Raw genomic sequence first — 12984 nt, forward strand, 5'->3', positions numbered from 1 at the left:
GGATCGTACCCCAGGCTTCACAGCATCAGGCCAGCCGTTGCCTTGGCGCTGCCCACGACACCCGGGATGCCCGCGCCCGGATGGGTGCCCGCGCCAACGAAATACAGGTTGGCGAAGTGATCGTCGCGATTGTGCGCCCGGAACCAGGCACTCTGCGTCAGGATCGGTTCGAGGCTAAAGGCATTGCCCAGATGCGCCCCGAGATCATCGGTAAAATCCTGCGGTGTATAGTGAAAGCAGGTGTCGAGCCGCGCATACAGATCGGGGATCAGCATGTCGCGCACCCGATCGAGCACGATCTTGCGGTAGCGCGGACCTTCAACACCCCAGTCGACCGGAGCCTTGCCCTGATGTGGCACCGGGGCGAGCGCATAAAAGGTGGCGTGCCCCGCTGGCGCCATGGCTGGATCCGTGGCGCTGGGGTGGTGCAGGTACAGTGAAGGATCGTTCGGCAGGCGCCCGTGACGATAGATATCTTCAAGCAGGGGGCCGTAGCGATCGGAGAACAGGATCGAATGGTGGGGGATATCGGGAAATCTTCCCTTCAGGCCAAAATGCACCACGAAAAGGCTGGGAGAGAACCGGCGCTTTTGCAGGCTGCGAACGCGGCGTGCAGCATAAGCCGAGCCGGAGAGAAGGCCGTAGCTGTGCACCAGATCGCCGTTGCTGGCGATCATGCCGGCAGCCAGCGTGCGCCCCGATGCCGTGACTATTCCGGTCACACGCCGGCCTGAATATGTGATCCGGTTGACGGCGTCGCCAAGCAGCAATGTGCCGCCGAGCCGTTCGAACAGGGCCACCATGCCTGCCACCAGGGCATTTGTCCCGCCTTTGGCGAACCAGACTCCGCCGCTCTTCTCCAGATGATGTATCAGTGTGTAAATGCTGCTGGTCTGCATAGGGTTGCCGCCCACCAGCAGGGTATGAAACGACAAGGCCTGGCGCAGTTTCTCATTGCGGACAAAGCTTGAAACAAGATCGTAAACCGAACGCCAGGCCTGATATTTCATAAGCGCGGGGGCTGCCCGGATCATGCTGGAAAAATTCAGGAATGGCACCGCGCCCAGTTTGACATAGCCTTCCTGGTAAACGCCGCGCGAATGTTCCAGGAACCGCGCATAGCCCATGACGTCTGCAGGATCGAGTTGGGCAATCTCGGCGTTGAGGCTGGCTTCGTCGTTTGAATAGTTAAACCGCGTGCCATCATTCCACAGCAAGCGGTAAAATGGCTGGACGGGGATCAGCGTGACATCTTCAGCCATCGAGTGCCCCGACAATGACCAGAGATCTTCCAGGCAGGCAGGGTCCGTAATCACGGTAGGGCCGGCATCGAAGGTATAGCCGTCACGTTTCCAGACATAGGCCCGACCACCGGGGCGGTCACGCGCCTCGATCACGGTGGTCGCGATACCGGCGCTTTGCAAACGGATGGCAAGCGCCAGGCCACCAAAACCCGAGCCGATGATGATAGCGTTGGAACTGGCAGACATCGCGGCAAATCCTTGGTGCAACGCAGCAGGGACGAGGAGCCGTGAGGGGCCGGGAGACAGTATGCAACCTGTCCAAAAGTGAGGATGTTATCCTGCCAAGGCGGTCAATAATCTGTCATCCCAGAACTTAGTCATGGTGAGAACTTCCATTACGCCAGAGACGACACAAATCATTGCCGGTACGCGGCGCATACTGCTTGCTAACCCGCGAGGGTTTTGCGCCGGGGTGCGCAGGGCGATAGATGCTGTCGAGCAAGCATTGGAACTGCATGGTGCCCCGGTCTATGTGCGCCGGGCGATTGTGCATAATCGCGACGTTGTGGAACGGCTGAAACAGCGTGGGGCGGTGTTCGTTCAGGAAATTGACGAGATGCCACCGGGGGCCGTTGCTGTTCTTTCAGCCCATGGCAGTGCACGCGGGGTCAAGTTGGCCGCGCAAAACCGCGGCATCAGGGTCCTGGACGCGATCTGTCCGCTGGTTGCCAAAATTCATGCCGAGGTCGAAGACTGGTACCGCATGGGCCGGCATGTGCTGCTGATCGGCCATCAGGGGCATCCGGAGATTGTTGGAACCCTGGGGCAGTTGCCGGCAGGCGCGGTATCGGTGGTCTCGCGTCCCGACGATCTTGCAGTGATCGACATCCCCCGGAATATAGCGGTGGCGTATGCGGTCCAGACCACCTTTGCGCTGCGTGATGCGCAAGAGATGATCGAGGCGATCCGGACCCGGTACGACGATGTCGCAGCACCTCGCGCAAGTGACATCTGTTATGCGACGACCAACCGGCAACGGGCGATCGAAACGATTGCGGGCAAGGCCGATCTGGTGCTGGTGGTGGGCGATGCCACCTCATCCAACGCCTGCCGGCTGGTCGAGGTGGCGCAAGGTGCGGGATGTCCGCCGTCAGCACCAATGGCACAGATTTGAGGTTGTGATTTGAGGAGGATCTGGGCTTCGTCGCAGTGACGAAGGAACGCAGATGAAGCCCAGATCCTCCCATTCAAAATTGTCGTCGAAGGCCCCTGCGGAGCAGGTGGTGAAGAGCATCCGGCGGCAGACCCGTCGGCACTTCTCGGCTGAGGACAAGATCCGGATCGTGCTGGATGGCCTGCGCGGCGAGGACAGCATTGCCGAGCTGTGCCGCAAGGAAGGGATCGCCCAGAGCCTGTACTACACCTGGTCGAAGGAGTTCATGGAAGCCGGCAAGCGACGCCTGGCCGGCGACACCGCTCGTGCTGCGACCACCGGCGAGGTGCAGGATCTGCGCCGCGAAGCCCGGGCCCTGAAGGAATGCGTGGCCGACCTGACGCTCGAGAACCGGCTGCTCAAAAAAAGCATGATCGCGGATGGGGAAGGCGAAGAATGAGGTATCCCGCATCCGAGAAGCTCGAGATCATCAGGATCGTCGAACAGTCGCACCTGCCGGCCAAGCGCACGCTGGACCAGCTCGGCATTCCCCGCCGGACGTTCTATCGTTGGTATGATCGCTACCTTGAAGGTGGGCCGGAAGCGTTGGAAGATCGGCCATCGGTGCCGATCCGGGTGTGGAACCGCATCCCGGCCAAGATCTACGACCAGATCATCGAGCTGGCGCTGGAACAGTCCGAGCTGAGCCCCCGGGAGCTGGCCGTGCGCTTCACCGACGAGCAGCGCTACTTCGTATCGGAAGCCACGGTTTACCGGCTGCTCAAGGCCCACGACCTGATCACCAGCCCGGCTTACGTTGTGATCAAGGCGGCCGACCAGTTCCACACGAAGACCACCCGCCCGAACGAGATGTGGCAGACCGACTTCACCTACTTCAAGATTATCGGGTGGGGTTGGATGTACCTGTCGACCGTGCTCGACGACTTCTCGCGCTATATCATCGCCTGGAAGCTGTGCACCAACATGCGGGCCGAGGACGTGACCGACACGCTGGACCTCGCCCTGGCAGCTTCCGGCTGCGACAGCGCCACGGTGCTGCACAAGCCCCGGCTGCTCAGCGACAATGGCCCCAGCTACATCGCCGGTGAGCTGGCCGAATACATCGAAGTCCGGAAGATGAGCCACGTACGCGGAGCCCCGTGTCATCCCCAGACCCAGGGCAAAATCGAGCGCTGGCACCAGACCCTGAAGAACCGCATCCTGCTGGAAAACTACTTCCTGCCTGGCGACCTCGAGGCCCAGATCGAGGCCTTCGTCGAGCACTACAACCACCAGCGTTACCATGAGAGCCTGGCCAACGTGACGCCCGCCGACGCCTACTTCGGCAGGGCGCCGGCCATCATCAAGCAGCGCGAAAGGCTCAAGCGACAGACCATCGAACATCGGCGCTTGCAGCACCGCAAGCTCGCCGCCTAACATCAATCCCCAGACGAGGCCCGCACTCCGCTAATCTACGCCGCGATCTGCGCCAAATGTTCTGACGACGGACATATGAGATATATCGGCGAGGACGTGGGCAAGGGCATGGCTGCGATGGCGACGCGCTACACGCCGGCCGCGATCCGCGAGGCTATTGAGAATGTCCGGGCTGCCGGCGCCGACGAATTGCTGATCTGCCCCGCCACCGCCCATTATAACGAGGTAGACCGGCTGGCCGAATTGATCGGCTAACAGTCACGCGCACGCTTGTTGTCGGCGCCAGTGGCAATACCGCGCCGTCGCACAAGCGGAGGTGCCAGGCTCGGTCCGGACACGCCCGGCGGATTTTGGGAGCCTCCGTCTGGCTTGTGAATGTACGAAAAGTCGGCGACTGCTGCCTAGATGCTGTGCTCAATCGAGAACGGCAGCACCCGACCACCAGCGGTCGTTTCCGACATTCAGTTCATCAAACCGCCCAGATATTTTCCGATCCTGTGCGCCATGTCAGGGCGGTGATCATAGGATACCTGCATGACGGATATGGCGATCGCGCTTTTATAAACCACGGCCTCATTATCCATCTGCTCAGCCGTGGGTGGATTTGCGTTGCGGGCCACGGTGATCTTGGGCGATCCTGGAGCGAAGCCGATCGTGTAGGTATCGTAGTCGCCAATTCTCGCCATCCGCCATTTGGGACTATCCAGATCGTCGGGAAAGTTCACATTCAGCGCAACGCCTGGCGGTAGCAGGCGTTCGCCCGCAGCCTTGTCCGCAAGATGTGCAACCAACTGCCCCGCCAATGACGCAACCTTGCGCGAATCCGGATTGGCCAGCCCAATATTGTCCGTGGTCTTCACCCCGGCACTGAATGCGATCGCAGGGATATCGCGGATCGCACCATACTGCGCATTGCTGACGGTACCCGAACCCACGACAACCGATCCCACATTCTGCCCTTCATTGGGGCCGGAAAGCACGAGATCCGGCACCTTGCCCCAGCGCGCTATGGCCTGCACGTCCAGCCCGTAAAGCAGGGCCATGACGGGAGTGCCCCGAACATAGAAGAAGTCCGCACCCATCCCATCCCGGGTCATGCGTCCCGCGCCGGGATCGCCCGCCTTCGCGGCACCATTGTGGCAATCGGCCGTCAGGGGCGTCAACGGCTCGGAAAAGATTATCGCGGCGCCCATGCCGCTCTGTCCATGGCAGGGCACCGACACGATCACATCATGACCTTGGGATTTAAGATGCTCGTACAACGCCTTGACGTTGCTGGTGAGCCCATCGTCGTTGGACAGGACGATGTTCAACGCATGGGCTGGACTGGTGCCAAGCAGCAAGGAGGCGGTCAGAAGGGAGAACAACTTCATGGTGAACCTCACGAATTTAACAGAACAATGCCGCGCTTTTTTTTGGGGTTTCGATCGGTCATAAGCACGGCTAGTGCGGGAACCGGCAGGCGGGCGTGGCGCTATGAAAGCCAATCCCGCCCAAACCGGCCTCCTCAGAATTTGATTTTGGCTTCGACCCCGTAGGTGCGGGGCTCATTCATTTGGGCCGAGACGATGTTGGCGAGACCGGTTCCTGCATATGTTGTCTGGAACGTCACCCACTGCGCGTTGGTGAGATTCTTGCCCCACAGCGAAATGGCGAGCGTGGCGTCATTGCCGGCTATCGCGATGTCGCCCAACGTCACCCGACCGTTGAGCGCGGCATAAGGCGATGTCTTGGGCGCGGACACACCTCCGGTATAGAAGCTGCTCGAATAGACCGCATCCACGTGGGTGGACAAAGTCGCGCCGACAAAAGGTTCGAACTGGTGATCGAGCGCCAAGGAAGCGGAGTGTTTGGGCGAGTTATTGACTGCGCCACGTTGAATGGCGCCGGTGAAGGGATTGATATCCGCCACCGCCCGCCAATCGGTGTAAGCATAGCTGCTCGACAAGGTCAGCCCTCGCGCGATCCGCGCCGTAAGATCGGCTTCCAGCCCCTTGGTGATCGGCGATCCGGGTGCGTTCAGCGTTTCGTAGTTCGAAGGGTTGGCCGGGTTCATAAAGTCGACCTGGCGATCGCTGTAACGCGTGCGGAATGCGGCTAGGTTGAACCGAACGCGCCGATCGAACAATTCCGTCTTGGCGCCGATTTCCCAGGTCGTAACCTCTTCCTCCCCAAATGCACGGAACGTTACTGATCGGGGATTGGCGCCACCCGCCCGGTACGCCCTGCCCCACCGGACATAGGTGTTAACCGCGTCGGTCCAGTCGAACGCCATCGTGAAGGCCGGATCCACCCGCTTGGAATCGAATTCGAACGGGATATGAACCGTTGCCCCGCGTAACTTGGTCAACGAGCCCCATTTGCTGTCGTGAGTCCAGCGCAGCCCCCCGGTCAGGTGCAGGCGCTCGTCAAGAACGGACGGCGTGTAGGTCGCCTGACCGAAGATCGCCTTGGACCTCGTATGGACGTTGCTCTCCCGCTCCGGATAGCTGGGGCCGCCGATGACAACAGGCAACAGCGTAAAGCCCGTGCCCGTGCTGTTAAAGCGGGCCGTATATGTGGTGAAGGCCACATCATGGCCGTCCTCTTTGAAGTAAAAGCCTCCGAGGACGAATTTAAGATTGTCAAAAGAACCGAGAAGCTGGACTTCCTGACTGAACTGATCCTGATGAACGTCAGCATAGCTAAGGCGTGCAAATAGCCCATTGGGGGAATAGCGCTGGAGCAGGATGCCGGGATTGTCGAACTGTTCCTGGGAAATCTTGCGGTACGCCGAGATCGAGCGCACCGTCAGATTTTCGGAGAGATCCCAGTTACCCTGAAGGCTATGACCGGAAACCTTGCCGATACCGGGTTCCAGCGGAACGCCGGCACGCCCCCGGCTCACCCTACTGTCCTCCACTGAAAAGATTGGCGGCAGCGGAGGGGCGTCGGGCAGAAGCGCCCGGATATGCGGGTATCCCACCACCGATGCGTCGCGGGAAATGTCAAAGGAATAGAGGAAATTCAGGTTGGGCGCCGGCTCCCACAGCACGCTGGCGCGCGCACCGCGACGATTGTAGGCCGACCAGTCGGATGCGCTGGCCAGCGGATTTTCGACCCATCCGTCGCGCTTGTTCCAGACACCGTCCAGTTTGATGCTGAGGCCCGCGAACTCAGGCAGGTTCAGGTGTGCCTTGACATTCAAGCCATCGAAATTGCGGATGCCCGCCGTCACATCGAGCCCCAGTTCGCCCGTCGGGCGCTTGGACACCATGCTGATCGCGCCGGCTACGGCATTGCGACCGAACAACGTGCCCTGCGGCCCGCGCAGTACTTCTACCCGTTCAAGGTCGAGCATTTCGGTACCCAAACCCTGGGCACGCCCCACATACACGCCGTCCAGATAGACGCCGACCGTCGAATCGCGGCTGATCTGGGTGACATCTCCGGGGCTGATGCCGCGCATGGTAACGAACAGTATCGAGGGCCGGCCGCCAGCAGGAGCAATCCGGACAGACGGGACCAGGCCGCTGCCCAAATCGGTCAGGGTGGAGACGCCCCGCTTCTCCATATCCTCACTGCCAAGCACCGCGATGGAGATTGGCGTATCCTGCAACGATTCTTCACGCTTCTGCGCGGTTACGACGATATCCGTCAGCCCCACATCGTTCGGCGCGGAACTTTCCTGGACGGCTTGGTTCACCGCTGTTGCGGGCATCGGCTGCGGTTCAGCGTAGGCAATCGTCTGCGTCGCCTGAGCGATTTTGAGCAGATAGGCATTCTCGCCGGATTTCGTCGCCTTCAGGCGAGTGCCACGGAACATCTCGTCGAGCGCATCCTGCGCATCCACTCTACCTTTGACAGGCCTGGTGGTAATGCCGCGAAGCGGCTCGCCCGGCGCAATGACGTCAATCCCGGCCTGTCGCGAAAAGGTCTGGACCGCTTTGCTCGCTGGCATCGCTGGCAGGTTGAAATCCCGTTGCTGCGCAAATAGGGGCGCGCTCCACAGCAGGCCTCCGCCACATACCCCGCAGGCCAGAAACGCCTTAAAATTATTCATATCCACTCCCCTTTGCCGGCCTATTCAAGACCGTTGAAAGGGAAGATGCTCGTTGTGGAGGAAACCGCCGCGAGGCGAGAAATTTATTATTTTTTTCTCCGCAAGACTATGCCGCGGCCTTCGGGGCTTGCGTCCAGATCGAACAATTCCGCCACAACTCTGGCGAAACGTTTTGGATCGTCCGACGAGAAAACGCCGCTGATAGTGCGGTTCAACAGTTGCGTATCCTCGACATTGATATGAACCGGCCCGTAGCGGCGGAACGTTGCGATGGCGTCGCGCAGTGGCGTATCGTCGAACGCGATCTTGCCGTCGCGCCACAGCAATTCGCGATCGAGGGCTTCCTGGCTCAGCCTCACCCTCGACAGCCGGTTCCCGGAAAGGAAGGTGATCTTGGTTGGGGCGTTGACGGTCAGCGAAGCGGTATCGGCAGATGCAAGATCCACCACGCCCTTGCGCACGATCAGTTGGGGAAGCGCGTCCGGCAGCTGTTGAACGGCAAAGCTGGCCTCCGACGCCTGAACCCTGAAACCCTTCGCGTCGACGACGAAGGCGCGCCCCTCGTCATAAGCGACATCGTAAAGGGCTTCGCCGTGCACCAGTTCCACAGCGCGCACCTGGGTATCAAACAGCACGCGCAGCTTCGAATCCGTGTTCAGCGCAATGCGTGTGCCGTCGGCCAGTAGGACGTCCCGCCTCTCGCCAAGCGCGGTCTGGACAGTGAAGGCCTGAGCGGCCTGGCCGGTCGCTAGAAAAGCCGTAGCCAATCCGACGGTCGCCACGCCGCCAGCCGCCCCCAGGAACGCGCGTCTCGATACGGGTCCGGTGCGGGCGACCTCTGCTTCATGGAAATCGTCGTGCTGCCGCTGGGTGTCGGTCTCGATATAGCCGGCCCATCCATCCGGATCGGGCGAATGGGCGAAGGCCTTGATTCGGCGAGCCTGACTCAACACCGCTTTGGCGCGGATGTAGGCGCCACGATGTCTGGCATCGGCCGCCAACCATCCTTCAAGCTCCGTGCGTTCGGCGGAGGTCAGGCCGGCATCGACACGGGCAAGCCAGTCGAACGCCGCTTCGTTGATCGGGTTATCGTTCATGGCGATCATTGTCAGCTTCGCGATCAAACCTGTTATCCGAATGCCCAGATGCTTGAGCGCCCCCTTTTCCGCCACGGCCTATTTTCCCCGCCAGCGCATTCAGGGTTCTCGCCAATATCTTCTGAACGGCGTTCTCGGACAAGCCAAGCTTCTGCCCGATGGCTTTGTGCGGCCATTCGTGGATCATGCGCAGGACGAAGACCGTCCGATGAGGCTCGTCCATCTGCGCGACCGCCTGAGCCAGCAAGCGCAACTGTTCCCTGTCCGAAACATGTTCTTCCGGCGATGGCGTCTCATCGGACACATGCAATTGTTCCAGATCGGCGATGACATCGATGGAAACGAGTTTCGCCCGCCGGACATGCATCAGCAGAATGGAACGTGCGATCTGAAGGAAGTACGACTTGGGCGCAGAGATATGCAAGACGGACGGCAAGCCTGCGATCTTCGCATAGGATTCCTGGATGATATCTTCCAGATCCAGACCGTGAGGAAGGTTCCAGCTGCCGATTATCCGCCTGACGGAAAGTTCGTGAGGCAGGATGTGCCTGGACAGCCAAAGCGCCCGTTCGTCTTCATCCACGTGTATCCCCCTGCTGTGCCTTGCCCCTGCGGTTACCGCCCCCGCCATGGTCTCCCTGTGCACAGAAATCGTTGGATTGCTGTGCGGTGCGCGCTTTTTCGAACGACTTCTTCCTAGTGACGCAGGCGTTCGGGGTCACGGCCATAGATGGCCGGGAATTGCGCATATGAATCATAATATCGCTAAGCGATCGTCAATTTGGGCCACTTGACCTGCAACAGTGCCCCGGCTCCCCTCAGAGGCTCTGTATCCGAGGGCGTCAACTACCACGGATCGCAAGCACCATCCCCCGGGGATTCACGCGCCAGGCATCACGTAAGCGCGGCGCTACGTGATGCGCCATCGCCACCGGTGAATGTAGGCTCGTGCTGTTCCCCGCCGATCCCACAAATGACCGCAGAGTTGGCGCCCGCGGACGGCACAATGAACGGCTGCTTGATGTCCGCTATCGACCTGTGGCGCTCGGAAGCGGACTGATCACCAAGTTCCATAGTTCGCCACTACCGCGACATGAACGAATGTCAGCAAACAGGCATCGAAATTTTCAGGCGGAATGTCCGGAAAGTCGGCGACTGCTGCCCCGATGCTGTGCTCGATCGAAAGCGGCAACTCCCGACCAACCCACGCCGTTCCGGTGCGGTCGCTGGAATGTCCGCTGACGCCGGAACCGGTCTTTAGCAAGCGGGGCAGCGGCTGGTCTGCTACGCGCCCATTTAAGTCGTTCCGCTGACCGGACGTCGTTCTCAGAACCTGCCATTCCCGAAGGTTGGCGCAATCGAGCCCAAAGGGTCGAGGCTGGGACCTAGCCGACCGACAGGTTCTGGGAGGTGTGCCGGAGAAACCAGACATTCAGCTGCGTTTACCGAGGCCACTCCGTTCGTCAACATACTGGCCCTTCCAAGGGCTAAACTACATCCCTGATAACTGCCGATAATTCATGTGTCCGTACCGACTCGCCATTTGGAACGGGGACCAGGCGATCAACACTCCGCTGCCATGCGCTGGATGTAGAAGGCCATAGGCACCATCGGCAGGTGGTGCTCGGAACTCGACATGAGTAGCAGGCGATTGATCGTGTTGTCCTGAATACCAGTTGGCGCGAAGACGCAGGAGATTCTGCCTTCATTGCCGGGTTCTGCGCGCTTGCGCAGCGCTTTCTGGGCCACTGTATGAGTGCCGGTAAACCGGGCCGCCAGTCCCGTCTCGAAATTCGGCCGGGGACGGCGCTCACCCGCACTAGCCAGATAGCGGTACATCTCGCCGAACAGCGCGGGATAGCATGCCAATGTGCCCTCGCGCGCCATCTGGATGATGCGGTCAGGGTTGTCGGGAAACAGAAACGCAACATCGGCGAGATTTCCGGCAAGCACCTTGAAGCGAGCCGGAGGCGCTCCCGACTTGGGCCGTGCCGCGCGTATGATTTCTCGCCAGCGGAATGCGCTGTCGGTCACGATCGAGGCCCCGGTCACCTGCGCGAGATACATGGCAATCTCGAAATTCGGACCCATCTGCACCAGGCGCATTTGGCCGCCTTCCTTGCCGCCGTCGAAGATGCCGTCCTGCAGCGCCGTCAGTGGGTCCTCTTCTTTCAGCCGTTCCAGCTCGGACCATATTTCCGCGATGCCGGCCGCATCCAGATCGGGAAAGTTCTCAAGCATCCGGGCCTCTTGTGCATCCCGGGGCCACATCAGGACGTCGCGCATGAAGTCGGCACGCATCAGCTCTTCCAGCCGGGGCTCGCCGCGCAGGCTCATGTCGATCCCAGCGGCGCGCTCCTCGACCATTGCCATGGTTTCACGGCGGAGATGATAGTCGAAGGTCCAGGGGTCCGGGATGAGGTTGATCAATCCGGCGTCCACCAGCGGCATGATGTTAAGGAAGAGCGCCACCGCCTTCAGGAATTCGAGATGGTAGCTGCGCGGATGTTCGGTGGGCCGGAATTGCTCGGCGATGGTGCCGGCGTGGACGAACGGGGATTCAACGATCAGCTCGCCGAAATAGAGCGACGCGCCAAGAGCGAACTCGACGATCGACTGCGGATGGAGCGATCCGGTGTAGACCGCGCGTGGCCGTCCGTCGGGCTTGGGCAGCAGCGAGAGCAGATCGGTCTCCAGCGGCCACAACGCCTCGTAGAGAAAGTAGACTTGCTTGATCTGGTCGTCGGTCAGCCCGCGCCTGACCGCTGTCCAGTCTTTGCCTGCGTCGAGGCCCAGGATCGAGAGGATCCCGCGATGAAGCACGAGATTGCGCTCGCGGATGCTCCGCTGCGTCCAGCTTGGTCGCAGCGCCAGTGATCTGGACTTGCAACAGATGCGGTAGGGATGTCCTGATCCACAGCCGCAAGGCGCGCCTGGCGCCAGCTCCTTCGCCGGTGGGATCTTCTTGAGAACCTCGCGTTCCTTTTCGGTCCGGCCGAACGCATCCTGGTAACGGACGCTGCCGTCCTTGAATCCCACGTACGTCTCGCCGCCGAAATGCCAAAGCTCGTCGTGCGGCGGGCGCAGCGTCGCGGCCATGTCGGCCCAGGATCCGGTCGCCTGGCTTTCTGGATGCAGCCATTCCCGCCTGCCCGCGGCGATGTGACGCTGCGCCCGCGCTTTCAGCACGCGGTTGATACGCGAGACCTCGACGTCCGTGAGCCGGCGCGTGCGTATCATCTGGTCCGTCCGCACCATAGACTGGCGGAAATTGCGCGCGAATGTCCGCTTCTCCAGCGGCGGCGCCGATGGGTTCTCGGCATATTCGAGGTTGGTCAGAATGAGGCAGTGATCGCGGCTCATCGGGAACAGCGTCTGCGACGCCTTAAGCGCGATCCCCGGATCTTGGGGGAAAGCGCATTGCGGCGCTTGTGGCGGCAGCGCGTGGTTGTAGATGGTGACCGGATGGTCGGTCAGGAGGAACTTCACGCCGGCGTCCTCGGCTGACACGATCTCGCGCACGCTCTCGGTCCAGATGGTGGTGTGGAGCATGCGGATGCCCTGCATCTCCATCATCAGCTCGTTCTGGTGGAGTGCCGGATACTGCGCCTGGAGCCACGCCAGCCCTTTCGGTGTCCGCAGCTTCTGGATGTCGATATATTCGAAGAATGTCCCGAAATGTTCGTGCCAGGCGGCGATGTCGGTCCCCGCAAAGGCCCTGACCGCCTGCGATCCGCGCGTATCGATATCGCCGAACAGCTTCCGCTCGATTCCGTCGTTTACCTCCGTACCGAAGAATGTCGAATAGAGGTCGGTCTTGAAGAAGCAGCGCTTCGTGGGCGCGTCGAACAGGGACCGCTCTTCTATGACGCGCCCATCGGCGAGGGTCTTGGTGGGCGGCGTCAGATCGAGATAGGCAAGGGTCGAGCGACCGGGTTCAAGGAAGCCCCGTTGATGCCATTGCGGTACGAAGTGATTGTCTCTGGTGATCGCCATCTGGATTTCGGAGTC

General features: G+C 60.8%; 9 protein-coding genes. 3 read left to right on the forward strand and 6 right to left on the reverse strand.

The window, feature by feature from the left end; translation table 11 throughout:
- Positions 1–17: 17 nt before the first annotated feature.
- Entirely contained in the window at positions 18–1490 is a 1473-nt protein-coding gene (locus KC8_RS05625; protein WP_010126434.1) for a phytoene desaturase, read from the reverse strand.
- 133 nt (positions 1491–1623) lie between these two features.
- On the opposite strand from KC8_RS05625, the gene ispH reads away from it, so the two are divergent.
- The 3 genes from ispH to KC8_RS05645 all read left to right on the forward strand — a co-directional run bounded on the left by ispH (position 1624) and on the right by KC8_RS05645 (position 4089).
- Positions 1624–2418, forward strand: coding sequence for a 4-hydroxy-3-methylbut-2-enyl diphosphate reductase (gene ispH, locus KC8_RS05630; protein WP_086495526.1), 795 nt, complete (start codon positions 1624–1626; stop codon positions 2416–2418).
- Between the two features lie 52 nt (positions 2419–2470).
- A protein-coding gene (locus tag KC8_RS05640) for an IS3 family transposase (protein WP_374952959.1) occupies positions 2471–3834 on the forward strand; the annotation gives its coding sequence in 2 pieces (ribosomal slippage) (positions 2471–2818 and positions 2821–3834; 1362 coding nt in all).
- A gap of 75 nt (positions 3835–3909) precedes the next feature.
- On the forward strand, positions 3910–4089 hold the full coding sequence (locus KC8_RS05645; RefSeq protein ID WP_037497414.1) for a hypothetical protein: 180 nt from the start codon (positions 3910–3912) through the stop codon (positions 4087–4089).
- Between the two features lie 206 nt (positions 4090–4295).
- Here KC8_RS05645 and KC8_RS05650 read toward each other — a convergent pair whose 3' ends face one another.
- The 5 genes from KC8_RS05650 to KC8_RS05670 form a co-directional block, all read right to left on the reverse strand.
- Positions 4296–5207, reverse strand: a complete 912-nt coding sequence (locus KC8_RS05650; RefSeq protein WP_010128040.1) for a 5'/3'-nucleotidase SurE — start codon at positions 5205–5207, stop codon at positions 4296–4298.
- 134 nt (positions 5208–5341) lie between these two features.
- Complete coding sequence (locus KC8_RS05655; RefSeq protein WP_157663899.1) at positions 5342–7876, reverse strand: TonB-dependent receptor domain-containing protein; 2535 nt, start codon at positions 7874–7876, stop codon at positions 5342–5344.
- 86 nt (positions 7877–7962) lie between these two features.
- Positions 7963–9000 carry a FecR family protein gene (locus tag KC8_RS05660; RefSeq protein WP_138956815.1) on the reverse strand — a complete coding sequence of 346 codons (1038 nt, stop codon included), beginning with the start codon at positions 8998–9000 and terminating at the stop codon, positions 7963–7965.
- Positions 8963–9556 (reverse strand): RNA polymerase sigma factor, encoded by a 594-nt coding sequence (locus tag KC8_RS05665; RefSeq protein ID WP_010128043.1) that lies wholly within the window; start codon positions 9554–9556, stop codon positions 8963–8965. The genes KC8_RS05660 and KC8_RS05665 overlap by 38 nt, the downstream gene beginning before the upstream one ends.
- Positions 9557–10536: 980 nt before the next feature.
- Complete coding sequence (locus tag KC8_RS05670) at positions 10537–12969, reverse strand: DUF4238 domain-containing protein (RefSeq protein WP_010128044.1); 2433 nt, start codon at positions 12967–12969, stop codon at positions 10537–10539.
- Positions 12970–12984 lie beyond the last annotated feature (15 nt).

This window comes from Sphingomonas sp. KC8 (assembly GCF_002151445.1).
Taxonomy (GTDB): domain Bacteria; phylum Pseudomonadota; class Alphaproteobacteria; order Sphingomonadales; family Sphingomonadaceae; genus Sphingomonas_E.

What these genes read in the sequence shown, in the direction of transcription:
- KC8_RS05625 (WP_010126434.1), bottom strand. Translation starts at nt 1,490, where the DNA reads ATGTCTGCCAGTTCCAACGCTATCATCATCGGCTCGGGTTTTGGTGGC.
- ispH (WP_086495526.1), top strand. Translation starts at nt 1,624, where the DNA reads ATGGTGAGAACTTCCATTACGCCAGAGACGACACAAATCATTGCCGGT.
- KC8_RS05645 (WP_037497414.1), top strand. Translation starts at nt 3,910, where the DNA reads ATGAGATATATCGGCGAGGACGTGGGCAAGGGCATGGCTGCGATGGCG.
- KC8_RS05650 (WP_010128040.1), bottom strand. Translation starts at nt 5,207, where the DNA reads ATGAAGTTGTTCTCCCTTCTGACCGCCTCCTTGCTGCTTGGCACCAGT.
- KC8_RS05655 (WP_157663899.1), bottom strand. Translation starts at nt 7,876, where the DNA reads ATGAATAATTTTAAGGCGTTTCTGGCCTGCGGGGTATGTGGCGGAGGC.
- KC8_RS05670 (WP_010128044.1), bottom strand. Translation starts at nt 12,969, where the DNA reads ATGGCGATCACCAGAGACAATCACTTCGTACCGCAATGGCATCAACGG.